Source organism: Pseudarthrobacter sp. J1763, assembly GCF_050490295.1.
GTDB lineage: Bacteria > Actinomycetota > Actinomycetes > Actinomycetales > Micrococcaceae > JBNPEO01.
The window spans coordinates 1-26,043 of the sequence record NZ_JBNPEN010000020.1 but is presented as its reverse complement, the minus strand read 5'-3'; the positions used below and the strand labels follow the sequence as shown (position 1 = coordinate 26,043).

Here is a 26,043-nt window from a genome sequence, read left to right as displayed (position 1 = left end):
TAGAAATTGCTTCTTTATAAGATGCTCGCGTCCACTATGTAGTTCTCAAACAACAACCCCGTACCCCACACCAACAACACACCAAACAGTGCACCGCATCAGTCAAGGCCAGGAAACCGAAACAAACAAAACCACCAACCCCCACAACACACACCACCAAAGCAGCACGCATCACAAAACAATCAGCGGCCCTGTTGCCTCAGGACCCAACAGTGTGCCAAAAATCCCCACCAACCCCCACCAACCACATCCTTTCCACAACCCCTCCACCCAAAAGCGAAGAAAGCCCGTACTCAAACACAGCCAGCAAAAACCAGCAAAGCATGCCTATTGATATTCCACCCATGAGCACCCACCGTGGAACAAACGTCCACGCAATGAGCTATAACTCTTGACCACACCAACAGCAACCATACAGTCACCACCAGCAATGGCAGAGGCTCCTTAGAAAGGAGGTGATCCAGCCGCACCTTCCGGTACGGCTACCTTGTTACGACTTAGTCCCAATCGCCAGTCCCACCTTCGACGGCTCCCTCCCACAAGGGGTTAGGCCACCGGCTTCGGGTGTTACCAACTTTCGTGACTTGACGGGCGGTGTGTACAAGGCCCGGGAACGTATTCACCGCAGCGTTGCTGATCTGCGATTACTAGCGACTCCGACTTCATGGGGTCGAGTTGCAGACCCCAATCCGAACTGAGACCGGCTTTTTGGGATTAGCTCCACCTCACAGTATCGCAACCCTTTGTACCGGCCATTGTAGCATGCGTGAAGCCCAAGACATAAGGGGCATGATGATTTGACGTCGTCCCCACCTTCCTCCGAGTTGACCCCGGCAGTCTCCCATGAGTCCCCGCCATTACGCGCTGGCAACATGGAACGAGGGTTGCGCTCGTTGCGGGACTTAACCCAACATCTCACGACACGAGCTGACGACAACCATGCACCACCTGTAAACCGACCACAAGTGGGGGACCTGTTTCCAGATCTTTCCGGTTCATGTCAAGCCTTGGTAAGGTTCTTCGCGTTGCATCGAATTAATCCGCATGCTCCGCCGCTTGTGCGGGCCCCCGTCAATTCCTTTGAGTTTTAGCCTTGCGGCCGTACTCCCCAGGCGGGGCACTTAATGCGTTAGCTACGGCGCGGAAAACGTGGAATGTCCCCCACACCTAGTGCCCAACGTTTACGGCATGGACTACCAGGGTATCTAATCCTGTTCGCTCCCCATGCTTTCGCTCCTCAGCGTCAGTTAATGCCCAGAGACCTGCCTTCGCCATCGGTGTTCCTCCTGATATCTGCGCATTTCACCGCTACACCAGGAATTCCAGTCTCCCCTACATCACTCTAGTCTGCCCGTACCCACCGCAGATCCGGAGTTGAGCCCCGGACTTTCACGGCAGACGCGACAAACCGCCTACGAGCTCTTTACGCCCAATAATTCCGGATAACGCTTGCGCCCTACGTATTACCGCGGCTGCTGGCACGTAGTTAGCCGGCGCTTCTTCTGCAGGTACCGTCACTTTCGCTTCTTCCCTACTGAAAGAGGTTTACAACCCGAAGGCCTTCATCCCTCACGCGGCGTCGCTGCATCAGGCTTTCGCCCATTGTGCAATATTCCCCACTGCTGCCTCCCGTAGGAGTCTGGGCCGTGTCTCAGTCCCAGTGTGGCCGGTCACCCTCTCAGGCCGGCTACCCGTCGTCGCCTTGGTAGGCCATTACCCCACCAACAAGCTGATAGGCCGCGAGTCCATCCAAAACCACAAAAAGCTTTCCACCAACCACCATGCGATGGAAGGTCATATCCAGTATTAGACCCAGTTTCCCAGGCTTATCCCAGAGTTAAGGGCAGGTTACTCACGTGTTACTCACCCGTTCGCCACTAATCCCCCAGCAAGCTGGGATCATCGTTCGACTTGCATGTGTTAAGCACGCCGCCAGCGTTCATCCTGAGCCAGGATCAAACTCTCCGTTAAAAACTAACCAAACAGACACAACCAAAACCATGGAAATAACACAGCAAATGATTGCACTAAATTCGAAACCAGCTGAAAACCAGACCACACACACGGGGTGCGCACAGCCTGGCAAAATCAACCAATCAAAAAACAATCGGTATCAATAAACTTGGCACACTATTGAGTTCTCAAACAACAGGCACTACCGGCACCACCCCAACCCCTCAACAGGATCAGAACTCGCTCCGGAGCAACTTTTCAAACTTACCCGCTGCGACCTTCACTGTCAAATCGTCATTTCCGAGCTATGGAATCCTAAAATTCACTTACTTCGGTACAACTATTTGGCGTGTTGGTAGTTGACTTTTTAGCTCAACTCCGTGGTGCAGCGCGGGTATTTACTCTAGCACCATGTTGGCCGATAAGCCAAGCCGAGCATCCGCAGGGTCCCTTTGCCCAGCAAAAAGCCCGGAATCACGCGGATTCCGGGCCCTCTACTTGCTTTGTGCTCTGCAGAACTAGCTGGCCGGACGCAAATACACAGCGCCCAACGGAGGCAAGGACAAGCTCAGCGACTGCTCCTGTCCATCCCAAGGAATACCGCTGGCCACAAGAGCACCAGGGTTGGTGACATCGGAGCCGCCAAACTCTGCGGCATCGGTGTTCATAACCTCAACCCACTGCCCACTATGCGGGACACCCAAGGTGTAGTTGTGATGTGGGCCCCCGGAGAAATTCACCACACACACCAAAGGATCACCATTGCGGGCGTAACGGATGAAGCTGAGAACGTTGTGCTCGGAGTCACCGCCATTGATCCATTGGTAGCCGGCTTGCTCGTTGTCCTGCTCAAACAGTGCCGGCGTCGAGGCGTAGAGCTCATTGAGTGCCTTGGTCAGCAGCTGCATCCCACGGTGATTGGGCATGTCAGCGAGCCACCAATCGAGCCCGTGCTGTTCAGACCATTCGGCTTCTTGGCCAAATTCGGTGCCCATAAAGATCAATTTCTTGCCCGGATGTGCCCACTGATACGCCATAAACGCGCGCAGGTTAGCCAGTTGCTGCCACCTGTCACCAGGCATTTTGCGCAACATGGACCCCTTACCGTGAACCACCTCGTCATGGCTAATCGGCAACAAGAAATTCTCAGTAAAGGCGTACACCAGCGAGAAGGTCACAGTTCCGTGGTGCCACTGCCGGTTGATGGGATCCTCGGCAATGTACTTGAGCGAATCGTGCATCCACCCCATATTCCACTTGATACCAAAGCCCAAACCACCCTGGTCCGTGGGAGCTGTAACTCCGGGGAACGCTGTGGATTCCTCGGCAATAGTGACAACACCGGGGTTGCGTTTGTAAACAGTGGCGTTGGTTTCTTGCAAAAATGCGATCGCTTCCAGATTTTCGCGTCCACCAAAGCGGTTGGGGCTCCACTGCCCTTCTTCACGCGAGTAATCCAGGTAGAGCATCGAAGCCACAGCATCCACACGCAAGCCGTCAATGTGGAACTCTTCGAGCCAATACAGCGCGTTGGCGACCAAGAAGTTGCGTACCTCAGTACGGCCAAAGTCGAAGATAAGTGTTCCCCAGTCGGGGTGCTCCCCCAACTGCGGGTTGGCGTGTTCGTACAAGGGTTCGCCGTCAAAGCGGGCCAGAGCAAACTCGTCCTTGGGGAAGTGAGCGGGGACCCAATCCAAAAGCACTCCAATGCCAGCCTGGTGCAGAGCATCAACGAGGTGACGGAATTCATCCGGGTGCCCGAAGCGTGAGGTTGGAGCGTAGTAGGACGTGACTTGGTAGCCCCACGAGCCGCCAAAGGGGTGCTCGGCAACGGGCATAAATTCAACGTGAGTGAAGCCCATCCACTGAACGTACTCAACAAGTTCGGTGGCCAGTTCCATGTAATCCAGGCCCAAGCGCCACGAACCAAGGTGCACTTCGTAGACACTCATGGCCGAATTGTGCGGATCCTTAGCGGCCCGGGCGGCCATCCAGTCTTGATCCTTGAACTGGTATTTCCGGTCCACCACTCGGGAAGCAGTGAGCGGAGGGACCTCTGTACCAAAGGCCATAGGGTCTGCTTTTTCGATCCATTGCCCTGATTTGGTGCGGATCTCAAACTTGTAGCACGCCCCTGCTACAACGTCTGGGATAAACAATTCCCACACACCGCTTGAACCCAGTGAACGCATGGCGTGCTCGCGGCCGTCCCAGCCGTTGAAGTCAGCCTTGACCCGAACGGACTGAGCATTTGGCGCCCATACGGCGAAGGAAACACCTGAAACCTGGCCGAGTTCGGAGCTGTAGTTCTGAACATGCGCACCCAGAACCGTCCACAGGGTTTCATGCCGACCTTCACCAATCAGGTGCAAGTCCAGCTCACCCACTGTGGGTAGGTACCGGTACGGATCGTCGACCGTGACTGGCGGGACGCCGTCGTAAGTCACTTCAAGGCGATAATCCGGGACGTGACCCTCCACGGTGGCGTCCAAAACGCCAGTCCACACACCAAATTCTTCGTGGGCCAGCTCAGTGCGGCCAGCTGCTGTCACAACCGCTACAGCCGTAGCGAGATGCTTCACCGTGCGAATAGTGACATGTCCGGCTTCGTCCAGATGCGCCCCGAGCACTGAGTGCGGCGCGTGGTGCTCGCCGTTGGCGATTTGCCCCAAAGTGGCACGATCCACCGGCTGAGGTGCCCGCACGGCACTCACTTCGGCACCTTTGGAATTGGTCCCTTTTTGGTCCGACATCTCACTACCTTTCACTGCTGTTGCTCTGTGATGGTGCAAGTGCCCGGCGAACCGCGTCCACCGGGATTCCCAACCACTCCGGACGGTTCCGGAGTTCGTAAACCACCTCGTACAAAGCCTTATCCAGCCACAATGCCATAAACACCGGCGAGCGCTGATCTATGGTTCCGGGAATAACGCTTGCATAACCTGCTAAAAATGCCTCAGTGCAGTTGTTGACCCAATTTTCCGGCACCTGAACGTCAGGATTTTCTCGCTCTGCCGCACCGGCCGCGTAGTCAAAAGAACGCAGCATCCCCACCACATCACGCAGGCGTAAATCGGGTTTTGATCGCTGCGCCACAGGACGCATTGGTTCACCCTCAAAATCCAAAATCGCCCAGCGGTGTGTTTTTCCTTGGAGCGGATCAGCCGGCAATTGCAGGATCTGGCCTAAGTGCAAGTCACCGTGAATGCGTTGAGCGTGCTCATCAACACCGTTGAGTGCTTCCAAAATGGCTTCTACCTCGGCCTGATACGGTCCCACAGCACTTGCGGCTTCGTTCCACGACGCTCGCACCCGTTGCGCCAAGGGCTCCAAAACATCCGCCCCAGCATCAGCTACCGGCAAGGTTTGAGCCAAACGGCGGTGAACCTCAGCCGTGGCGGCCCCTAGCGCGGTGGCCTCCTCGGTGTATGGCTCACCCGCTGCAGCAGCTGCAACAGTCAGGGCCCAGGCGTCCAGGCCACCGTTCAAAAATTCATGTACGACGGCGAATTCACCTGCGGCGCGTGACTGGCCAGTGACTGCCCCCGAGTCAGCGTCGCTCCCCTGTGGCGGTCGCGGCCAACTTCCGCGCAACCAGCCCAACGTTGCTGGCACTTCCGTCACGCCGGCGCCGGTAAGTGCTGCGCCAATCTCCACTTCGGGGTTAGTGCCTTCTGCCAAGATCCGAAAAGCCTTGATAATTCCGGAGCTGACGCCGTCATTAACAATGACCGAAGTGTTGGACTGTTCAGCACCAAGCACCCGCACTGTGCCAGTGGCGTGCGGGATTCGCAAACGCTCGGACTGCTCGGCATCCGGGATTCTGTGACCAGTCAGCTGACCGGTACTCGAATCCTCGCCAAGGGTTCCTTGATCCCGGATCAAGTCCAGATAGGCGCCCACAAAGGCCGGATCAATCAATCCCTCATAAACACGCTCAGTGCCTTCAGAAGTAGCCAGCTCTCCCACAAAACCACCGTCCCCCAGGCCAGCGTGCGGCGAACGGAAGCTGAGTGGTACCTGCAGAACCTGAACGCGGGTGGCACCATCCGTCGTCGTATATTCCAGCGAAAGAATGACCACTTGAAGACGGACTTCCCCGCTTGGCGGGGAATCAAGGCTGAAACTGGACAGCCCAGAAAGCCGGAATTCTGCAGAGTTCACTGGACACCACCGCTGCGCAGGCAACCACCCACGCAAAAGCTCAATTAAGGCTTCGGACTCGCTGAAGCTCAAGGTGGCGTTCCAGTGTGCGGAAGTCATCTCAGTCAGCCACCCGCAAAATTGGCAAAGCCTGCGTGTACGGCGACGGCGAATCGGGTGCGCTTGCCCGGATGCGCAGCCAGTAGAAATCGTGGCTACCCAGGGTCAGGGTCAAGCTGCCGTCTTCGCTCAGTGAGGGGAAAAGTTGCCCACCAAAAACGTCGCGAAGACCGCGCCCGGCGTACTGCGGGACCCGAACCGTTGCAGCCACGGGGTGCTGCGAAAGGTTAAAGACACACAAGATGGCCTCGGCCTCCTCGCCCGCTGCGTTCCCCTCAGGGAGTTCGCGCAAATACGCCAAAACAACTTCATGGTCGGCCTCAACGTGCTGGAAACCGCCCAAACCAAAGGCCGGGTGATTTTTACGCACACTCAGAATCTGCCGAGTCCAGCGCAAGAGTGAACCCGAATGAGCAGCTTCCGCCTCAACGTTGGCCATACCGTAGTTGTAAACCAAGGACTGAACCACCGGCAGGTACAACTTGCCCGGGTCTGCCGTGGAGAATCCGGCATTGCGGTCCGGGGTCCATTGCATTGGGGTGCGGACAGCATCGCGGTCTTCGAGCCAAATGTTGTCTCCCATACCAATCTCATCCCCGTAGTACAGGAAAGGACTGCCTGGCAGGCTCAAGAGCATGGCGTTGATCAGCTCAATCTCGGCACGGGAGTTATCCAACAAGGGGGCAAGCCTGCGGCGAATTCCAACGTTGGCTCGCATCCGAGGATCCGGCGCATACCAACCGAGCATGGCGGCGCGCTCATCCTGCGTGACCATTTCCAAGGTCAGCTCATCATGGTTGCGCAAGAAAGTACCCCACTGGGCCCCTTCAGGGATGGGCGGGGTGTCCTGCAAGGATTCGATGATCGGCGCTGCTTTTTGATCGCGGAGCGCGTAGTACAGCTTGGGCATGATCGGGAAGTGGAACGCCATGTGGCACTCCGGTTCTTCCTCGGTGCCAAAGTACTCAACCACTTCGTTGGGCGGCTGGTTGGCCTCAGCAATAATGACTCGGCCAGGGTAATTCTCGTCCACCATCTTGCGTAGGTTCCGCAAGAATTCGTGAGTTTTGGGCAGGTTTTCGCAGTTAGTGCCGTCTTCTTCAAAAAGGTACGGGATAGCATCTGCACGGAAGCCGTCGATGCCTTGGTCCAGCCAGAACTTCACCACATCAAAAAGCGCATCAACCACTTTGGGGTTTTCAAAGTTCAGGTCCGGCTGGTGGCTAAAGAAGCGGTGCCAGAAGTACTGCCGGCGCACCGGGTCAAAGGTCCAGTTGGACTCTTCAGTGTCCACAAAAATGATGCGGGCATCCTGGTACTTCTCGTCAGTGTCACTCCACACGTAAAAATCGCCGTACGGCCCTTCCGGATCTTTGCGGGACTCTTGGAACCAAGGGTGCTGGTCAGAGGTGTGGTTCAACGGCAAGTCAATGATCACTCGGACGCCACGGGCGTGTGCCTCGGCCACCAAGCGCTTGAAATCACTGATGGTGCCGAACTCGTCCAACACTGCCTGGTAGTCCGAAATGTCATAACCACCGTCACGCAGCGGAGATTGGAAGAACGGCGGTAGCCACAAGCAGTCCACACCAAGCCACTGCAAGTAGTCCAGGCGCTCAATCAGGCCTGTGAAATCTCCCGAGCCGTCACCATTAGCATCAGCGAAAGCACGCACCAAGACTTCATAGAACACTGCCTTGCGGTACCAATGCGGATCATGCGCTAGCCCTGGCGCATTGAGCTCAAAGGTGTTTTTTGGCGTGTAGTGGTGGCTAGGGCTAGGAATTCCAAAGCTCACGAATTTATCCTCCGAATGTGCAGAATGTGTGCCGGTTCTTGATGCGGATCCAACCGCACGTAGTTGCTGTTGCCCCACTGCCAGCTCTCTCCGCTGATCAAATCATCCACCCGGAAGGTACCGGATTCGGAGAGGTCTTGAGCGTCCAGTTCCAGTGCTGCGAGGTCTAGGTGGACAGTGGCCTCACGCGTTCCGTGTGAATCAACGTTGACCACCACAATCACGGTGTCCTTGCTGCCATCGGGCAGGACTTTGTGCTTGGAGAAGGCAACTGTTGCATCATCGGTGGTGGTGTGGACGGTCAGATTCTGCAAGTCACCCAGGGCAGGGTGAGCTCGGCGAATTTGGTTCAACCGGCCAATAAATGGCGCCAAAGAACGGGCTTTGGTTTGCGGGGAATCCCATTGGCGATCCTTGAACTCAAATTTCTCGTTATCGATGTATTCTTCCGCGCCGGGACGGGCCACGTGCTCAAACAATTCAAAGCCTGCATACATCCCCCACAAAGGGCTGGCCATAGAGGCTAGAACCGCACGAATTTTGAACGCGGCGGGTCCACCATATTGCAAGTACTCGGTGAGGATGTCCGGGGTGTTCACAAAGAAGTTGGGGCGGAAGTACGCCGGGGACTCATGCGAGACTTCGTTGAAGTAATCCTCGAGTTCAGCCTTGGTATTGCGCCACGTGAAGTATGTGTAGGACTGCTGGAATCCGGCTCTGCCCAAGGCATGCATCATGGCCGGGCGGGTAAAGGCCTCAGCCAAGAAAACAACTTCAGGGTATTTGGCGTTGACCTTGCCGATCAGCCACTCCCAGAACCACACGGGTTTGGTGTGCGGATTATCCACCCGGAAAATCTTGACACCATGGGAGATCCACAACAGAACCACCCGCAGAATTTCTTGGGACAAGCCGGCCGGATCATTATCAAAGTTCAGCGGGTAGATGTCTTGGTACTTTTTGGGCGGGTTTTCCGCGTACGCAATGCTGCCGTCCACGCGTGTGGTGAACCATTCCGGGTTAGAAGCCACCCAGGGGTGATCCGGCGCAGCCTGCAATGCGAGGTCCAGAGCTACCTCGAGGCCTAATTGGCTCGCCCGTGCTACAAAAGCGTCAAAGTCTTCAAAGGTGCCCAGTTCTGGATGGATGGAATCATGGCCACCGTCGGCACTGCCAATCGCCCAGGGTGAGCCGGGATCGTGCGGACCCGCTACCAGAGTGTTGTTGGGACCTTTGCGGTGCTGGACACCAATGGGGTGGATCGGCGGCATGTAGAGGACATCAAAACCCATCTCCGCCACAGCGTCGAGACGCAATGCCGCGGTTTTGAAGTTTCCAGAAGTCCAAATGCCCGTTTCGGGGTCCCGCACAGCACCCTCAGAACGGGGGAAAAATTCGTACCACGCGCCGCGTCCTGCAGCCGCACGCTCCACCCGCAGCGGGAACTGTTCAGAAACCGTCACCAGTTCTCGGATGGGTGAGCGGTCCACGGCGTCCCGGACCTTGGCAGAAAAGCCAGCGGCCAGCCGGTCCTCGACGTTTAGCCGCGCATCCGCGAGCGCTGTGGCAGCTGAGCGTAGGGTGCGCCGGTCTGCGGCGGGACGAGCGGCGTCGTCGGCTGCTCGAGCCAAAAGCTGCGCACCCTCGGCGAGCATCAACTCAACGTCGATCCCCGCGGCAATTTTGACTTCAGCGTTGTGGTGCCAAGTTCCGTACTGGTCATGCCACGCTTCGATGGCAAAGGTCCATTCGCCAGTGGCTGTGGGAGTGACTAAGGCTTCGTAACGGTCCGTTCCCATTCCACGCGGTCCGCGCGGTGTGTGCATCCGGACCCGGGACTTCTCTTTGCCGCGAGGGTCAAAGAGAACAGCAGTGACGCCTAGCTGGTCATGGCCTTCGCGGAACACCGTGGCACCCACCACTATGTCTTCGCCCACTGTGGCCTTGGCCGGGAAGGTGCCGTGCTCCACTACGGGTTGCACAGCGGTGATGGGGAAACGACCGAATTTCAACCCATCAGGAGGCGCAGCCCGCTTCTTCCGGGCGGCGGCAGCGGCGGTTGAGGACTTGGGAGCAGCGGCAGTGCGCTTGACGGCAGTCACAGACTCGACGTTAGCGAGAATTTCCTCATTTGGCGAAGCTTCTGGCGTAGTGAAATCTGCGTGCCGCGTCATTTACCCAAAAGATACACAATTCTGTTCCACTGCTCACCGCTGTCCGTTAGTGTGGCGCAGGTGAAGGCAATCAGAAGATTTACTGTCCGTACCGTTCTCCCTGAGCCGATCGCACCACTGGCTCGTTTGGCCAAGAACCTCCGGTGGTCTTGGCACTTACCCACCCGGGAGTTGTTCGCTGCCCTGAACCCGGAGTTGTGGGAAGAGAGCCGGCACGATCCGTTGAGCCTTTTAGGTCTCATTTCGCGTGAAGAGTTGCAAGGCCTCGCCGCCGATCCCGCCGTGGTCAAAAAAGTGCAAGCGGCTGCCGCAAACTTGGACAAGTACCTCCAAGAGCCTCGCTGGTACCAAAGCCTCGGTGCCGAAGCCCCGGCGTGCATCGCGTACTTCTCCCCCGAATTTGGTATCACCGAAGTCCTACCCCAGTACTCCGGTGGGCTCGGCATTTTGGCTGGCGACCACTTGAAGTCTGCTTCGGATTTAGGTGTGCCCTTGGTGGGTGTTGGCCTGTTGTACCAAGCTGGCTATTTCAAGCAGTCGCTTTCGCGTGACGCTTGGCAGCAGGAAACGTATCCCATCTTGGACCCGGATAACTTGCCCTTGACCTTGCTGCGCGAAGAGGACGGTTCTGCCGTCCAAATTTCGCTGCCGCTGCCTAACGGCCGCCAGCTTTTGGCGCACATTTGGCGCGCTGATGTGGGCCGCGTTCCCTTGTTGCTCCTGGACAGCAACGTCCCAGGGAACGACGACGCCGCTCGCGGCATCACCGACAGGCTCTATGGCGGTGGTGGTGACCACCGCCTCCAGCAAGAATTGCTGTTGGGGATGGGCGGAGTGAAGGCGCTGCGCGTCTACCAGCGTCTCACCGGCACACCCGCCCCGGAGGTGTTCCACACCAACGAAGGCCACGCAGGTTTTCTCGGCATTGAGCGCATCCAGGAGCTGATGGCTACTAGTGGCCTGAATTGGGCAGAGGCCCTCGCTGCCGGACGCGCTTCGACGGTCTTTACCACTCACACGCCGGTCCCTGCTGGTATTGACCGTTTTGACGCAGAACAGATTCGGCACTTTTTCGACGCCGGTCTGGCACCGAGCGTTCCAGTGGACAGTGTTCTGGAGCTAGGCCGTGAAGACTACGAGGGCGGCGACCCTGCCGTGTTCAACATGGCGGTTATGGGCTTGCGTCTAGCGCAGCGAGCCAATGGTGTGGCCAAGCTGCACGGTGTGGTTTCGCGTGAAATGTTCGCCGGCTTGTGGCCCGGATTCGATCACAGTGAAGTGCCCATCACCTCGGTGACCAATGGCGTCCACGTTCCTACATGGGTTGATCCGCGGATCGGTCAATTGGCTCGTGAGAACTTTGGCCCGGACGCTGAAGAGTACGGACGATGGGATCTCGCCTACAACGTGAGCGACGAGAAGCTTTGGTCTTTGCGGCGCGAGTTGCGGGTTTCCTTAGTGGAGGACGTACGCCGCAGACTGCGTTCAGCGTGGAAGAAACGCGGTGCCGCGGACGCTGAGTTGGCGTGGACTGATTCCGTGCTGGATCCTGACGTGCTGACTATTGGTTTTGCCCGCCGCGTTCCTACCTATAAGCGTTTGACTTTGATGCTGCGGGATCCAGAACGGCTCAAGGCGCTATTGCTGCACCCCGAGCACCCCATCCAGTTGGTGATCGCGGGTAAGTCTCACCCGGCTGATGACGCAGGCAAAAAGATGATTCAGGACCTCGTCCGGTTCACGGATGACCCTGAAGTTCGGCACCGGATCGCATTCCTGCCGAACTATGACATCGCCATGGCTAGGACGCTGTTCCCAGGTTGTGACGTGTGGCTGAACAACCCGCTGCGTCCGCTTGAAGCGTGTGGCACCTCCGGGATGAAAGCCGCGATCAACGGCTCGCTGAACCTTTCAGTTCTGGACGGTTGGTGGGATGAAATGTACGACGGCGAGAACGGCTGGGCGATTCCAACCGCCAACAACGGCGCGTCCCCGGAGGAACGCGACGACATTGAAGCCTCGGCTTTATACGAGCTGCTAGAGCGCAACGTGGCACCGCGATTCTACGGAACTACGGTTGCTGAAGGTGCGGGCGCTGCTGGTCCTTCGAGCGGCGCGCGTGAGGCTGTGCCAACCCATTGGGTGTCCATGATCAAACACACCCTTGCCAATTTGGGTCCGGCTGTTTCAGCTGACCGAATGGTGCAGGACTACGTTCAGAAGCTCTACCAGCCGGCTGCGATTTCTGGCCGAAAGACCAACGCTTCTGAGTTCGCTTCCGCTAAGGACCTTGCCGCATGGACTACCAAGGTTCGGGGAGCTTGGCCTCAGATTCATGTGGAACACGTTGACTCAGCTGGTGTCAGTGACGAGCCTCAGATTGGCGATACCTTGACGGTCAATGCTTATGTGGCGTTGCACGATTTGGCACCTGAGGATGTTTTGGTGGAGGTGGCTTACGGCCGGGCCGAAGAGTCGGACCACATCACTGACGCGAGCTTGGCAGAGCTTGGCGTTGCGGAGGACCTCGGCAACGGGCGCTACCTCTTCAGCGGCTCAGTGCAGATCGACCGTTCGGGGTCCTTCGGCTACACCGTCCGGGTGTTCCCTAAGAATTCTGCTTTGGCTTCCAAGGCCGAGCTGGGGTTGGTTACTAACGCCTAGGCGGCCGGCAGCGTTACTTCTTCAGGAGGGCTATCACCGAGAGGTGGTGGCCCTCCTGCTGTTCTGCTTCCTCAATGATCTGAGACATCGCTGCAAAGGCTCGGTCTTTACTGAACTCGCTAGAGACCTGCCAAACAACCGTAAACGGTGCCGTCAAAGAGTTAGTGAACTCGCGCAGGCAATCATTAAAAGCGTCCAGATTGCTGCCGTACCACTGCGGAAAGTTCAGCGCCACACCAAACTTTTGGAGTACCTCGCGCTGAGAATCCGCTGAAGCAACGGTGGCGTTGGCGCCGTGGACCATGTACATACTGCTACTTCCCCTCAAGGATGCGGCGGAACGACTGGTAATGATCAGCCGTGTAATACTTTTCGCCACCTTGACCAGTGACAATTCGCCTCTTTTCGCGGCCCGTACGGCCAGGCGTTTTTACCGTGTACTCGAGGTAGTAGCTGCTGGATTTTTGGGGCAGAACACCCTCGTAATTCCCGAACCTCTTGTTGTCAGCCTGAGGGTAGGGATAAGGGCCACCCTTGCGAATAAGCGCAAGCGTCTGTTTGGCCTCGGCAGGCAGCGCAGATTCAGCGATGGTGGTGGCCCAGTTGCTGACAGCTTGGCTGTTGCCAGCTTGGCTACTTCTCTGCTGATTCGTGGCACCGCTGGCGGTGGTGTCAGGGCCGGTGGTGAGCTTCGAAAAAATCAGCACGGCGGCAATAATTGCCACCACTATCCACGGAAGCAGCCGCATCAACTTACGGTTCTGCATACGCGCTAAGCCCGGTAAATGTTGATGCTGTTGGCTTGAAGGAAATCCGTTTCACCCGATAGCACTTGAGTGCCTCGGCGCTGCTCATTAACCGCTGAAGTGGTAAAACGCAGCTCAAAGCTGGACTTCTCGTTGGCATTCCCCTCGGTGCTCTCTTCAGCGTTTGCTTCGCCCGAGGCTCGGGACACCGTGGGCAGAGTGATCTGAAGATCTTCCAGACCACCGTTGACCACCACAAGCCCATCTATTTGCCCACTCTCGGAGCCCAAAAGCAGCTGAACCACCCGGTGGCTGGGATCTTGCCAGTGCTCCATGGACATTGGTTCGCCATGCTGATCAAACCAGTACAAGTAGGAGCGCTCATCCCGGCGTGGATAGTCGTGTGGTTGGCCGGCCAAAAATTCGCGGCGCAAGCGAATCATTCGCTTGGTGCTGCGCAGCATTGCCGCGTTCTCAGTAGTAGAACTCCAGTCCAACCACGCAATGGGGCCGTCCTGGCAATAGGCATTGTTGTTGCCCTGCTGGGTGCGGCCGCGCTCATCACCGGCGGTGATCATCGGTACGCCCTGAGAAAGTAGCAGCGTGGCCATCAGGTTGCGGCTGGTTTTGGCACGCTCGGCCAAAATGGCTTCATCCTCGGTACGGCCTTCAAAGCCGTGGTTGTAGCTTCGGTTGTCTCCATGGCCGTCGCGGTTCTGCTCGCCATTGGCCTCATTGTGTTTGCGATCGTAGGAGACCAAATCCCGCAAACTGAAACCATCGTGGGCAGTTATAAAGTTCACGGACGCCAAGCGGGTCCGCCCGGACGGCGCAAATAATGCAGCTGAACCGGAAATCGCATCGGCGAGAGACGCAACAGATCCGCCCTGGCCACCGGCTTTCATCGCCGCGCGGTCCGAGAGCCAAAAGCTGCGGACGGCGTCGCGGTAGTGATCGTTCCAATCCACCCAACCTGCTGGGAATCGGCCAGTCTGCCAGCCACCGTAACCAACGTCCCAAGGCTCGGCGATGAGCTTAACGGAAGACAACACAGGGTCCGCACCAACAGCCACCAGGAAGGGGTGCTTAGGATCAAACTCATTAGCCGCGTTGCGGCACAAGGTCACTGCGAGGTCAAAGCGGAATCCATCGATGTGGAACTCCTCCACCCAATAACGCAAGGAATCCAACACCAGCTGGACCACGCGCGGTTCACCAAAGTTCAGTGTGTTTCCGCAACCTGTGGTGTCCACGTAGCGGCCATTACCGTCGTTGCGGTAATAGTGAGAATCGCCCAAACCACGGAAGTTTAACGGCGGGTTATCTGGGCCGCCCTCGGAAGTGTGGTTGTAAACAACATCAAGGACCACTTCAAAGCCGGCCGCATGAAGTAGCTTGACCATCCCTTTGAACTCGTCCTGAACGGCATGAGGTCCGGCTTCCTGCGCGGCACGGGTGGCGTAACCCGGATGCGGCGCAAAAAACGCAGCGGTGTTGTAACCCCAATAGTTGGTCAGGCCCAAGTCCTGAAGGTGAGGCTCATCCTGATGGAAATGGACCGGCAACAATTGGATGGTGGTGATACCCAAATCCGTGAGGTACTTCAGCATGGCCGGATGCGCCAATCCCGCATACGTTCCGCGCAAGTCCTCCGGAATGTCCGGGTGAAGCATGGTCTGGCCCTTAACGTGGGCCTCGTAAATGATGGTGTTGCGCCAATCCCGCCGTGGCGAGGAATCGTTGCCCCAGTCAAAGTGCGTGTGCATACGCACGTTGGTCAGGAAACCTTCGCTATCCTCTACTGCCCGGCCGTAAGGATCCAGCAACAACGGCTGGTTGTCAGTACCGTCCAGCTCAATAACAACGCCGGTGTCCGAATCAACGGCGGCATCCGTGGCAGCCCGGAAACCGTAGCGGCTGCCAACTGGAATACCGTCAACTATGCCGTAATGCACCGCGGCCTGAATGTTGGGCAGAACCGATGCCTGCCATTTCCCACCCGGTGCGCAATAAACTACCTCGAGCCGGTCTACACCCGGGGCGTAGACGGCAACGTTGGCACTGTAATTTCCGGGATCCTCGTTAGCGGGATAACCCGGGCGCGGAATACTAAGGCCGAGTGGTGCGGGCTGCGAAGTGTCGACCGTGGACGCAGACTCTAAAGTAGGGATAACCATGTTGCTTCAAGTTTAGCTGGCACTTGCCCTTGCGCCGCCTCGTATGCGAGATGTTGCGGATACCCGCATACGAGGCCAGGTGTCGATATTAAGCAGAGCGGCGGCGAGAGATCTCGTAGAGCGAGATTCCCACTGCCATTGATGCGTTGAGTGACTCCATTGCGGAGTCGATCGGAATCGAAACAATCTGATCGCAGTTTTCGCGGACCAGACGGCTCAGACCCTTACCTTCGGAACCCACCACAATACATACAGGTTCGGTGGCGAGGGCCAGATCTGGAAGCGATACATCGCCGTCGCCGTCCAATCCGAGGACGTAAATGCCACGGTCCTTGAACGCCTTCAGCGCGTTATTCAGGTTAGGAGCCTTAGCCACCGGTACACGTACCGCAGCACCGGCGCTGGTCTTCCATGCAGACGCCGTGACGCCAACGGAGCGGCGCTCAGGAACGATTACGCCGTGACCGCTGAAAGCCGACACTGAACGGATAATCGCACCGAGGTTGCGGGGATCGGTGATGCCATCGAGGGCAACAAAAAGGGGAGCGTTTTTGACGTGGCCCTTTTTCCAGCGCTCAAGGGTTTCCTCAGCCAAGTCCAAAGCGTCTTGGTACTCGTAGGGGGGAATCTGCAGAACCAGGCCCTGGTGCACTGCATCTTCGGTCATTCGGTCAAGCTCAGGCTTGCCGGTTTCCATCAGCGGAATGCCACGTTCGGCAGCCAGCTTGAGCGATTCTTTAACGCGGTCGTCCATCTCGATGCGGACCGCCACGTGCAAGGCCTTGGCCGGGATCCCGGCGCGCAAGGCCTCTACTACCGAGTTGCGGCCAGTGACCATTTCTTCCGTAGCGCGGCCCTTGGGTCCACTTGAACGGCCAGCTGCGAGGCGGCCAGAACCCTGTCCTTGGCGCTTGGCAGCAGAGCGCTCGGCAAGCTGTTTGCTCTTGTGAGCCTTGTGGTACGGACGGTCCTCGGCTTTAGGTGTGGGGCCTTTGCCTTCAAGGCCACGACGACCGTGACCACCCGTTCCGATAGTGGGACCCTTTTTTGCCTTAACTGATCGGCGACCGTTGTTGGCCATGTCTTCCACCCTTGATTGTTTCTACTAAGTCTGCTTACCAGTCTACTGACCCAGATAAAATCGAGGATTCAATGCAGCGAAGGGCTTCGCTTAGCCGCGGCTCAGGCTCCACGTTGCACCGTCCGCGCCATCCTCCACCACCACGCCAGCGGCAGCAAGCGTGTCCCGAATAGCATCAGATGCGGCCCAATTCTTCTCGGCCCGGGCAGCCGCTCTGGCTTCCAGCTGCGCGTTGACCAAAACTTCCAGGGCGGCGCTCTGCTTCGAATCGCTCTCAACCGATGGCCCAGCAGAATCCAGGCCCAAAACACGGAGCATATTTGTCACAGAGACCATCGCATCCCATGCAGCTTTGGCATTGCCGCCTGCGAGTGCGCTATTACCGGCGCGAACAGTTTCATGGAGAACGGCAAGGGCTTGCGGGACATTGAGATCATCGTCCATGGCGGCTTCAAAGGCAGCCGGGACTTGGCCGTAGCTCACCACACCAACGGCAGCATTCTCGCCAGCGCGGGTTCTGAGCGCACGGGACACAAAACCATCAATGCGTTCTACAGCGGCAGCAGCTTCTTGCAGAGAGTTGGGCTGATAGTCCAAAACGGAGCGGTACTGCGCTTGACCTAGGTAATAACGAACCACGCGCGCCGGGGCCAGCTCAAGCATTTCTGCGGGGCTAATGGTGTTGCCCAAAGACTTGGACATTTTCTCGCCTTGGTAGGTGACCATACCGTTGTGCATCCAGAAATTGCCGAATCCGTGGCCAGCAGCCTGAGACTGAGCCATCTCGTTTTCGTGGTGCGGGAAACGCAAGTCGAGTCCCCCACCGTGAATGTCGAACTCAGTGCCAAGGTACTTGGTGACCATGGCCGAGCATTCGAGGTGCCAGCCCGGACGGCCGGTGCCCCACGGCGATGCCCAGCCCGCCGTCGTCGGCTCTGAATCTTTCAAACCCTTCCACAGCGCGAAGTCTCGAGGGTCTTTTTTACCGCGCGGGTCCGCATCTGCCGCAGCCTGCATGTCATCAATCTTCTGGTGAGTGAGCTGGCCGTAAGCGGGCCACGAACGCACGTCAAAGTACACATCGCCGGAGCCATCCGTTGACGGGTAAGCGTGACCACGTTCAATGAGCTGTGCAATCAGCGCGTGCATTTCCGGGATGTGCCCGGTGGCGCGCGGCTCATACGTGGGGCGTTGGACACCAAGGGTGTCATACGCCTTGAGGAACTCTTGTTCGTAGCGGTACGCCAGGGCCCACCACGGTTCTTCCCGCAGACTGCCGGGGCCTTCTTGAAAGTCTTCGCCAAAGGACTCAGCCGATTTTGCCAAAATCTTGTCATCAATATCGGTGACGTTCCGGACCACGGTAACCCTAAAATTGCGGTATTCAAGCCAGCGGGTCAGCTGATCAAAGGCGATGGCCGAACGCATGTGACCCACGTGCGGCATCCCCTGAACTGTGGCGCCACAGTAGTACAGACTGACGTGTCCAGGGATGATGGGCTCGAAGTTCTGGACCTCGCCCGAGGCAGTGTTATAGAAGCGCAGAGTCACTGCTCCAGATTAGCCGATCGTCCTCCGTGCCACGTTTAGTGCCCCTAGTGGGCGAGATACACCAGTGCCGTGGCGATGGCAGCAATGCCCTCACCCCGCCCGGTAAACCCGAGCGCGTCACTCGTGGTGGCTGAAACGCTGACTGGCGCTCCTGCTGCCTCGCTGAGGATCTGTTGGGACTCCGCACGCCGGGGACCAAATTTGGGCCGGTTGCCCACAAATTGCACAGCGATATTACCAATCTCAAAACCCGCGTCGCGGACAATTTTCGCCGCTGCAGCCAACAATGTCACTCCGGAAGCTCCTGCAAACTCAGGCCGGTCGGTACCAAAGTGTGTGCCTAAGTCCCCAACGCCCGCCGCCGAGAACAAAGCGTCAGCTGCAGCGTGAGCCACCGGGTCCCCGTCAGAATGCCCCGAGAGTCCCCGCTGCCCCTCCCATAAAAGGCCGCCCAGCCATAGTTCGCGCGGCTCATCCGCGGCGGCGAACGCGTGCACGTCAATGCCAATGCCGGTGCGGGGAAGAATGATGGGTGCTGCTGATTCGGTCATGTTTAGCCTTCCGTCCAGCGTGGTGCGAGTGGTCCCTGCAATAGGCCCTCGGCCGTGACGAGGTCCAGGGGTGTGGTGATCTTGAGCGAGAAGTCTGAGCCGTGAACCACGTGGACCGGAACGCCTTGGGACTCAAGAAGCATTGCGTCATCCGTGATGGACTCGGGGCCGCGGCCACTCGACAAGGCTTGGTGGTGGGCGGCCCGAAGTGCCGCCAGATCAAATCCTTGGGGTGTTTGTACCGACCTCAAGCTGCCCCGTTCTAGGGTTCCGGTGACAATCTCGTGGTTTGCACCGCTAGGGGTTGGCTCAACAGTTTTAATGGTGTCCACCACGGCAATAGCCGGGATAACAGCCTGCGCACCGGCATCAAGTTCTGCCAGAACCCGGTCAAAAACGGCGTGGGGGGTGAGCGCTCTCGCCGCGTCGTGGACCAGAACGGATTTTGTGTTCTCCCCTAGCTGCGCCAAAGCGTTCTGTACTGACTCAGCCCTGGAGGATCCGCCGTCGACCATAATCAGTTCAGCGCCGGTGGCCGGTGTAACGGTTGCCGCGCACAGATCGCGAAGTTCAGCATCGCCAGCGGGGAGGACCACCACCACGTGTTGGGCGATCCTCGCTGCAAGTATTCCGTGCAGGGCATGCTCCAAAATAGGGCGCCCCGCCAATGCCACTTTCGCTTTGGGAATTCCGTGACCCAAGCGTTGCCCGGATCCCGCCGCAACAACTATGACTGCAACGTCCGGCCTGGCTGTTTTGCTCATGGTCCCAGCGTATCCCGCCCAACTAGCTGGGCGGATTTGGGCAAAAGGAAGCCCCGTCCGCACGTGCGGCCGGGGCAAAATCCTGTTGACTACGCCTTAGGAGGCCAAAACCTCATCCAAAACGCTTGCTGCCTTCTCTTCATCCGTCTTCTCAGCCAATGCGAGTTCGGAAATCAGAATCTGGCGAGCCTTGGCCAGCATGCGCTTCTCGCCCGCGGACAGGCCGCGGTCGTGATCGCGGCGCCAGAGGTCACGGACAACTTCCGCAACTCGAACGACGTCGCCGGAAGCGAGCTTCTCAAGGTTCGCCTTGTAACGACGTGACCAGTTGGTGGGTTCTTCAGTGAACTCGGCACGCAGCACATCAAAAACGTGCTCCAGGCCTTCCTTGCCCACTACGTCACGAACACCAACAAGATCAACATTCTCTGCTGGAACTTCAATGGTCAGATCACCCTGGGCCACCTTGAGCTTGAGATACATCTTCTCAACACCCTTGATGGTTCGCATCTTGATCTCTTCGATCTTCGCTGCGCCGTGGTGAGGGTAAACAACTGTCTCGCCAACCTCAAAAACCATGTGGACATTTCCCCTTTCCCGCAGATCAGTTTATCACGGTTAAGGCATATGCTTCTCCTCGCAAAGGCTCCGAATCCTTGATTTTTCAAGGAAAAACGAGGTATGTGATGGCTTTGGGGGATGATTTCAGCGACGATCCCGACGACGGCGCGCGCAAGGTCTGGGATGTTATGAACGCCATATACGCGAAGGAAGTCAGTTATGGGGGCCAAATGCCGATAGGCTATGGGAGAAAAGTTTCAACACTGTTGAGGAGTAAGTGACGTGCGTTTTACTGCGACGAATCTGACCACGCGCGGCAGCCGTGCACTAGTAACTGCGGGCGTTGCCGCGAGTTTGCTATCCGTGACGGCTTGCGGTTACATCACACCGCAGCAGACCTCCCACCAGTACGTCGCTTCAGACGGCATCAACGCAGACTTGGGCCCGCTAAAATTGCGCAACGTCATTGTTGTGGCCAAGGATGAGAAGGGCACTGGCCGTTTGATCGGTAGCGTGTTCAACTCTTCGTCGAATGCTGTAACCCTGACGGTTAATGGCGCCGATGGATCCCAAACCAGCATCCCAGTTAAGGCCAACGGCACAACGGGTCTGACTGAAAAGACTGATGCAGCCATCTTGAGCACTGCCGGCGGCAACCCCGGCTCCTTGGTTGAACTCAAGCTCAGCGAAAACGCTAGCCAGCAGACCAGCACCATCAAGGTCCCGGTACTGGATGGCACCTTGACGCAGTACGAGCAGTACTTGCCCACCACGGCGACTTCCGATGCCAGCACCGAATCTGCAACCCCCACTCCCACGGCAAGCAGCACGGGGCACTAGTACCCCTTCAAACATCACTCTGGGCTCTGCGCAAATGCGCGGGGCCCAGAGTTTTTTGTAGGTGAACATTTGGCGTCAAACCGGCTCCCACGGTCCCCAAATCTGGGCTATTACCGAACCTGTGCTGGACCCGGATTCCAGATGTGAGCAATCTAACGCGATCAATTTGTGCTTTGGGGGTGTAACTCACAGGGTTGAGCCGCAAAATAGGTGAAGGACGTAGAAACGAAAGTTTCCGTCTCCCCCTCCTCCACGAATGTCCGCCGCTTTAGTGACCCCCGGGAAACAACCATGACCAGCCTCAGCTACTACTCCACTGAAAATGTCCGCAAAGCCGTGCAGCAGCTCCAGACCCCTGGCCGCTTTTTCACCGCCTATGCACTGACACTTCTGGTTCTGTTGGCACTGATGGTGGGCGCTGGCTCGCTAGGACAATTCACCCTGAGCTTGGGCATCACGGCTGTTGTGGCTTTGCTCTTTGCCGAATTGCTGCTGACCGTAGCCTTTGCCGCCGTGGCAATTTTGGCCCCACTGTACTGGGCACGCCGTCACCGCGCCTAGGCGCTGACTGAATCAGCCAGCGCCTGCTAGTACACGCAGTTTACGGTTCGAACTTGTAACCCAAACCGCGCACCGTCACAAGGTAGCGCGGCACTGAGGGGTCCGGCTCAATTTTGCTGCGCAGGCGCTTGACGTGGACGTCCAAAGTCTTGGTATCCCCCACGTAGTCAGAGCCCCATACGCGGTCAATCAACTGACCACGAGTGAGCACACGGCCCGAGTTGCGCAACAGCATCTCAAGGAGCTCAAATTCCTTCAACGGCAGGGCAACTTGTTCCCCGCCTACGCTGACAACGTGGCGTTCAATGTCCATCCGCACCGGGCCAGCCTGAACGGTGGTGCTGATCAGTTCTTCAGGCTCACCCTGGCGGCGCAGCACAGCCCGAACACGTGCCACCAATTCGCGGGATGAGTAGGGCTTGGTCACGTAGTCATCAGCGCCAAGTTCCAGCCCCACAACTTTGTCGATCTCAGAGTCCTTGGCCGTCAGCATAATGACCGGCACGGAGGAGCGCTGGCGCAGTTGCCGGCACACCTCGGTGCCCGACTGGCCCGGCAACTGCAGATCCAAGAGCACCAAGTCAGCGCCGTTACGGTCAAACTCGGTGATGGCGTCCAGGCCGTTATCTGCAACGGCAACCTCAAAACCTTCTTTGCCCAACAGGTAGGACAGTGGGTCGGAAAACGATTCTTCGTCCTCAACAATCAGAATCCGGCTCAAGCGTTGGCTCCTTGTTCGTGAATGCGGGTGTTTTTTCGCTGTGCGAGCGGTGCGATTTGTGCAGAATCGGGGATCTTCGCCGATTCTTCACTTTCCATTTCCGGCAATCGCACCGTAAAAGTTGATCCTTGGCCCGGCTGAGACCACACTGTCACTTCGCCACCGTGGTTAGAAATAACGTGCTTAACAATGCTCAACCCTAGGCCTGTACCGCCAGTGTGCCGGGAGCGTGCAGCGTCCACCCGGTAAAAGCGTTCAAATACGCGCTCTTGATCTTCTGCGCTGAGCCCGTCACCTTGGTCAGTCACGGAAATGGCAATCAGGCCCTCCCGGGACCGAACCCCAATACCCACCTTGGTGTTTTCCGGCGAGTACCTGATGGCATTGTCGATCAAGTTCCGCAACGCCGTAGTGAGTAGATCCGGGTCTCCATAAACCCTGGCCTCCACACGGCCACCCACCACCATCTGAATGTTCTTACTTTCAGCGGGCAGTTTGGAACGATCGACGGCGTCGGCAATGACCGCGTTGATGTCCACTTCGGTGCCTTGCTGGGCAATATTGGCCCCCTGCAGGCGGGAAAGTTCAATAATGTCCTGCACTAGGGCGGCAAGACGTGCTGACTCTTTGTGCATACGCTTAGCAAAGCGGCGCACTGCTTCTTCATCATCCGGACTGGCTTCAAGGGCCTCAGCCAGCAGGGATATGGCACCGACTGGCGTTTTGAGCTCATGGGATACGTTGGCTACAAAATCGTTGCGGATTTCTTCGGTACGGGTAATTTCCGTCCGGTCATCGGCAAGCAACAACACAAATTCTTCACCCAAGAGCGCAGCACGGACTTGAACAATGATGGTTCCCTGACCTAAGGGGCCGCGCGGGAGCTCAAAGCTTTGTTCCAAAATCACACCGTCACGGCGGACCTTGCTGGTCATCTCAAGGAGTTGCTGGTGGACCACGGTGTGCCCGCGGACCAAGCCGTAGGCGTAGGCTGCTGGGCTGGCGCGCACCACGCCGTCAATGTCATCAACAATCACGAAGGCGCGGCCCAGAACGGCGAGCACTTCTGCGGAACCTGCGGGCAGTGCTGGTTCGTCAGGGTCTTCGTCAATAAGTCTGCGTTGGCGTTCGCTGGCCCTAAAAGCGAGCACTCCAAAGACACCGAATGACAGGCCGATGAGGCCGGCAATGATGCCGCTGAGCAGTGGATCCACAGGGCTAGCTTATGCGCTGGAGCCGGTGAGAATGTTTCATATGCACCGAAACCGTGATCGGTTCAACTAACGTTCACCTTGTAGGGAGTAACTATTCACCGGCTACTGACAGTGTTACCAGTTGGACTACCAGATTTATGACTCCCGATTGCTGTCCGAGCAATCACAGCAATGTCATGACAACGAAAGGACGCCTCCGTGCGTAAGGTTTTTCAAGACGAGCTCGCGCAGGTGGGCGAAGAACTCATCGAAATTTCCCGGCTCGTCACCGGCGCCATCGAAAAGGCCACCGAATCCTTCGAAGTTGCTGACGTGGATCTGGCCCAAGATGTTATTGCGGCCGACGCCCGGATCGACTTTTTGCAGAACAGCCTCGACGAGCGTGCCATCGACATTCTCGCTTTGCAGGGCCCCGTGGCTTCTGACTTGCGCATGATTGTTGGCTCGTTGCGTATGAGCGCCTCCCTGGAACGTATGGGCGACTTGGCACGCCACGTAGCCCAATTGGCACGTCTGCGTTACCCAAACAACGTTATCCCGGCAGCCTTGCAGGAAACGTTTAAGGAATTCGCCCGCTTGGACATCGAAATTTCCAAAAAGGTCACCGAGCTCCTCGAAACCCGCGACCTCAATGTTGCCCGCGAAATCGCCAAGGACAACATGGCAGTGGACGAGCTTCACTTGAGCGTCTTCAAGGCCATCGCCGCCGATGACTGGAATGAATCCGCAACCACCACGGTGGACGTTGCCTTGGCCAGCCGTTACTTTGAGCGCTTCGCAGACCACGGCGTTTCCGTGGCCCGCAAGGTTAGCTACTTGGTCAACGGTGAATGGCAGTCTGACGAATTCGCCTAAACGGCGCCTCATCAAGACTTAAAGTCCGACGGCGCGTACCCCACCAAAGTGGGGTACGCGCCGTCGGACTTTAAGAAGAAGCGGAACTTCTTCCTGCGCTACTTTTTGCCTTGGTTAGCTACTGCCTTGATGGATGCAGCGGCTGCCTCCGGGTCCAAGTACTTTCCGCCGGCGACCAGCGGTTTGAAGTTCTCATCCAGCTCGTACACGAGCGGGATACCGGTGGGGATGTTCAGTGCGGCGATGTCATCATCGCTAATGCCGTCTAGGTGTTTGACCAGGGCGCGCAAGGAGTTGCCGTGAGCCGTCACCAGAACGGTCTTGCCTGCTTTGAGGTCTTCCTTGATGTCTGATTCCCAGTACGGCAGCAACCGCTCAAGGACGTCCTTGAGGCACTCGGTGCGCGGAACCCCGTCACCAAGGTCTGCGTACTGCGGATCCCCAACCTGGGAGAACTCGGAGTCATCAGCCAAGGGCGGCGGCGGTGTGTCGTAAGAACGACGCCACTGCATAAACTGCTCTTCACCGTACTCGGCCAAGGTCTGAGCCTTGTCCTTGCCCTGCAAAGCGCCGTAGTGGCGTTCGTTCAGGCGCCAGTTACGCTTGACGTCAATCCAGCCGCGGTTGGCCTTTTCCAGGGCCAAGTTGGCGGTGTTGATGGCGCGCTTGAGACGCGATGTGTAGAGGATGTCCGGGAGGATGTTGTTCTCCACGAGCAACTCCCCGCCACGGACAGCTTCCGTGCGGCCTTGCTCATTGAGGTCAACGTCCACCCAACCAGTGAACAGGTTCTTGGCGTTCCATTCGCTGTGGCCGTGGCGCAGCAGAATCAGCTTGTAAGTCATAATTCGTATCCTATCGGAGCCGTCCGGGGCGTGGTTGGCGTTACGTTTCACAACGCGGGGTCACTTACGGCCCATGTTGGCGGCAAACTTGGGCCGTAAGTGACCCCGCGTTGCGTTGGAGACAGCGGAGGATAAAGTTGGGCCGTGGTGCAAAAGGCGGAACGAATCAGTGGCAAGAGCGGAAAACCGCTTGGCAACGTCACTCGAGGCACCACAAACCCCAACCGTATGCGCCGGGTGGACCGTTGGCTCTCCGGTACACAAGCGCACCGTTTGCGGGCCGCTGAGACTCCGCTCATCGTTGACCTAGGTTACGGAGCGTCCCCGGCCACGGCTGTGGAACTTTTCACTCGGATGCGCCAAGTGCGCGCCGACGTTCACTTGATTGGGATTGAGATTGAGCCCGAACGCGTGCGCGCGGCTCAGGCCCTTGAAGTGGACGGCCTCAGTTTTCAGCTGGGCGGCTTTGAACTCGCCGTTCCCACAAAACCGATAGTGGTCAGGGCTTTCAACGTGCTGCGCCAATACCAAGAGAACGATGTTCCTGGGATCTGGAGACTGGTAGGTAGCAAGCTCGCACCTGGCGGACTCTTTGTGGGCTCTTCGCAGTTGAGGGTGTAGTCGAGGGTCGGCGGCTGGTTCGTGGATAGACGTCGAGGTCTTCCAGGATGGAAGTTCTCACACTGCCCATCTGCCGGAAGACCTCGACTTGCACCACCCTACG

Annotated in this window: 17 protein-coding genes, 1 rRNA gene and 2 pseudogenes; 5 read left to right on the top strand and 15 right to left on the bottom strand. The window is 57.6% G+C overall.

Annotated elements, in window-relative coordinates; all coding sequences use genetic code 11:
• Positions 1-448: 448 nt before the first annotated feature.
• From ACQQCD_RS13555 to ACQQCD_RS13540, 4 genes and pseudogenes are all read right to left on the bottom strand, one after another.
• Positions 449-1,971, bottom strand: a 16S ribosomal RNA gene (locus ACQQCD_RS13555).
• A 500-nt stretch (positions 1,972-2,471) separates the two neighbouring features.
• Positions 2,472-6,216: pseudogene (glgB, locus tag ACQQCD_RS13550) on the bottom strand (1,4-alpha-glucan branching protein GlgB).
• A gap of 1 nt (position 6,217) precedes the next feature.
• Positions 6,218-8,014 (bottom strand): maltose alpha-D-glucosyltransferase, encoded by a 1,797-nt coding sequence (treS, locus tag ACQQCD_RS13545; protein WP_430268833.1) that lies wholly within the window; start codon positions 8,012-8,014, stop codon positions 6,218-6,220.
• Positions 8,011-10,188, bottom strand: a complete 2,178-nt coding sequence (locus ACQQCD_RS13540) for an alpha-1,4-glucan--maltose-1-phosphate maltosyltransferase (protein ID WP_430268832.1) — start codon at positions 10,186-10,188, stop codon at positions 8,011-8,013. Before ACQQCD_RS13540 ends, treS begins: the two co-directional genes overlap by 4 nt.
• 60 nt (positions 10,189-10,248) lie before the next feature.
• Here ACQQCD_RS13540 and glgP point away from each other — a divergent pair, with 60 nt between their 5' ends.
• Positions 10,249-12,852, top strand: coding sequence for an alpha-glucan family phosphorylase (glgP, locus tag ACQQCD_RS13535; protein WP_430268831.1), 2,604 nt, complete (start codon positions 10,249-10,251; stop codon positions 12,850-12,852).
• 13 nt (positions 12,853-12,865) lie between these two features.
• On the opposite strand, the gene ACQQCD_RS13530 is transcribed toward glgP, so the two are convergent.
• The 8 genes from ACQQCD_RS13530 to ACQQCD_RS13495 all read right to left on the bottom strand — a co-directional run bounded on the left by ACQQCD_RS13530 (position 12,866) and on the right by ACQQCD_RS13495 (position 20,301).
• A complete protein-coding gene (locus ACQQCD_RS13530; RefSeq protein ID WP_430268830.1) occupies positions 12,866-13,162 on the bottom strand; it encodes a barstar family protein in 297 nt (98 codons plus the stop codon).
• 4 nt (positions 13,163-13,166) lie between these two features.
• A complete protein-coding gene (locus ACQQCD_RS13525) occupies positions 13,167-13,619 on the bottom strand; it encodes a ribonuclease domain-containing protein (RefSeq protein ID WP_430268829.1) in 453 nt (150 codons plus the stop codon).
• Between the two features lie 5 nt (positions 13,620-13,624).
• Positions 13,625-15,775, bottom strand: coding sequence for a glycogen debranching protein GlgX (glgX, locus tag ACQQCD_RS13520; protein WP_430268828.1), 2,151 nt, complete (start codon positions 15,773-15,775; stop codon positions 13,625-13,627).
• 88 nt (positions 15,776-15,863) lie between these two features.
• Entirely contained in the window at positions 15,864-16,856 is a 993-nt protein-coding gene (rlmB, locus tag ACQQCD_RS13515) for a 23S rRNA (guanosine(2251)-2'-O)-methyltransferase RlmB (protein ID WP_430268827.1), read from the bottom strand.
• Between the two features lie 90 nt (positions 16,857-16,946).
• Positions 16,947-18,407 carry a cysteine--tRNA ligase gene (cysS, locus tag ACQQCD_RS13510; RefSeq protein ID WP_430268826.1) on the bottom strand — a complete coding sequence of 487 codons (1,461 nt, stop codon included), beginning with the start codon at positions 18,405-18,407 and terminating at the stop codon, positions 16,947-16,949.
• Between the two features lie 44 nt (positions 18,408-18,451).
• Entirely contained in the window at positions 18,452-18,958 is a 507-nt protein-coding gene (ispF, locus tag ACQQCD_RS13505; RefSeq protein WP_430268825.1) for a 2-C-methyl-D-erythritol 2,4-cyclodiphosphate synthase, read from the bottom strand.
• Between the two features lie 2 nt (positions 18,959-18,960).
• On the bottom strand, positions 18,961-19,722 hold the full coding sequence (ispD, locus tag ACQQCD_RS13500; RefSeq protein ID WP_430268824.1) for a 2-C-methyl-D-erythritol 4-phosphate cytidylyltransferase: 762 nt from the start codon (positions 19,720-19,722) through the stop codon (positions 18,961-18,963).
• A gap of 96 nt (positions 19,723-19,818) precedes the next feature.
• Entirely contained in the window at positions 19,819-20,301 is a 483-nt protein-coding gene (locus tag ACQQCD_RS13495; protein WP_430268823.1) for a CarD family transcriptional regulator, read from the bottom strand.
• 264 nt (positions 20,302-20,565) lie between these two features.
• Here ACQQCD_RS13495 and ACQQCD_RS13490 point away from each other — a divergent pair, with 264 nt between their 5' ends.
• Together ACQQCD_RS13490 and ACQQCD_RS13485 are read left to right on the top strand one after the other, a co-directional pair.
• Entirely contained in the window at positions 20,566-21,123 is a 558-nt protein-coding gene (locus ACQQCD_RS13490) for a hypothetical protein (RefSeq protein WP_430268822.1), read from the top strand.
• A gap of 291 nt (positions 21,124-21,414) precedes the next feature.
• A complete protein-coding gene (locus ACQQCD_RS13485; protein WP_430268821.1) occupies positions 21,415-21,684 on the top strand; it encodes a hypothetical protein in 270 nt (89 codons plus the stop codon).
• A gap of 40 nt (positions 21,685-21,724) precedes the next feature.
• Here ACQQCD_RS13485 and ACQQCD_RS13480 read toward each other — a convergent pair whose 3' ends face one another.
• Both ACQQCD_RS13480 and ACQQCD_RS13475 read right to left on the bottom strand, forming a co-directional pair.
• Positions 21,725-22,405 (bottom strand): winged helix-turn-helix domain-containing protein, encoded by a 681-nt coding sequence (locus ACQQCD_RS13480; RefSeq protein WP_430268820.1) that lies wholly within the window; start codon positions 22,403-22,405, stop codon positions 21,725-21,727.
• Positions 22,402-23,610 carry a sensor histidine kinase gene (locus tag ACQQCD_RS13475; RefSeq protein WP_430268834.1) on the bottom strand — a complete coding sequence of 403 codons (1,209 nt, stop codon included), beginning with the start codon at positions 23,608-23,610 and terminating at the stop codon, positions 22,402-22,404. The genes ACQQCD_RS13480 and ACQQCD_RS13475 overlap by 4 nt, the downstream gene beginning before the upstream one ends.
• Positions 23,611-23,817: 207 nt before the next feature.
• Between ACQQCD_RS13475 and phoU the strand changes: the two genes are divergently transcribed.
• Positions 23,818-24,474, top strand: a complete 657-nt coding sequence (gene phoU / locus ACQQCD_RS13470; RefSeq protein ID WP_430268819.1) for a phosphate signaling complex protein PhoU — start codon at positions 23,818-23,820, stop codon at positions 24,472-24,474.
• 98 nt (positions 24,475-24,572) lie between these two features.
• On the opposite strand, the gene ACQQCD_RS13465 is transcribed toward phoU, so the two are convergent.
• Positions 24,573-25,319: a phosphoglyceromutase gene (locus tag ACQQCD_RS13465; protein WP_430268818.1), complete on the bottom strand. Its 747-nt coding sequence runs from the start codon at positions 25,317-25,319 to the stop codon at positions 24,573-24,575.
• Between the two features lie 144 nt (positions 25,320-25,463).
• Between ACQQCD_RS13465 and ACQQCD_RS13460 the strand changes: the two are divergent.
• Positions 25,464-25,916 (top strand): annotated as a pseudogene (locus tag ACQQCD_RS13460) (class I SAM-dependent methyltransferase); the annotation flags it as partial.
• Positions 25,917-26,043 lie beyond the last annotated feature (127 nt).

Coding starts and splice junctions, on each gene's coding strand:
- glgX (WP_430268828.1), bottom strand. CDS start 15,775: ATGGTTATCCCTACTTTAGAGTCTGCGTCCACGGTCGACACTTCGCAG.
- ispF (WP_430268825.1), bottom strand. CDS start 18,958: ATGACCGAATCAGCAGCACCCATCATTCTTCCCCGCACCGGCATTGGC.
- ACQQCD_RS13525 (WP_430268829.1), bottom strand. CDS start 13,619: ATGCAGAACCGTAAGTTGATGCGGCTGCTTCCGTGGATAGTGGTGGCA.
- ispD (WP_430268824.1), bottom strand. CDS start 19,722: ATGAGCAAAACAGCCAGGCCGGACGTTGCAGTCATAGTTGTTGCGGCG.
- ACQQCD_RS13485 (WP_430268821.1), top strand. CDS start 21,415: ATGACCAGCCTCAGCTACTACTCCACTGAAAATGTCCGCAAAGCCGTG.
- ACQQCD_RS13465 (WP_430268818.1), bottom strand. CDS start 25,319: ATGACTTACAAGCTGATTCTGCTGCGCCACGGCCACAGCGAATGGAAC.
- ACQQCD_RS13540 (WP_430268832.1), bottom strand. CDS start 10,188: ATGACGCGGCACGCAGATTTCACTACGCCAGAAGCTTCGCCAAATGAG.
- ACQQCD_RS13495 (WP_430268823.1), bottom strand. CDS start 20,301: ATGGTTTTTGAGGTTGGCGAGACAGTTGTTTACCCTCACCACGGCGCA.
- rlmB (WP_430268827.1), bottom strand. CDS start 16,856: ATGGCCAACAACGGTCGCCGATCAGTTAAGGCAAAAAAGGGTCCCACT.
- ACQQCD_RS13530 (WP_430268830.1), bottom strand. CDS start 13,162: ATGTACATGGTCCACGGCGCCAACGCCACCGTTGCTTCAGCGGATTCT.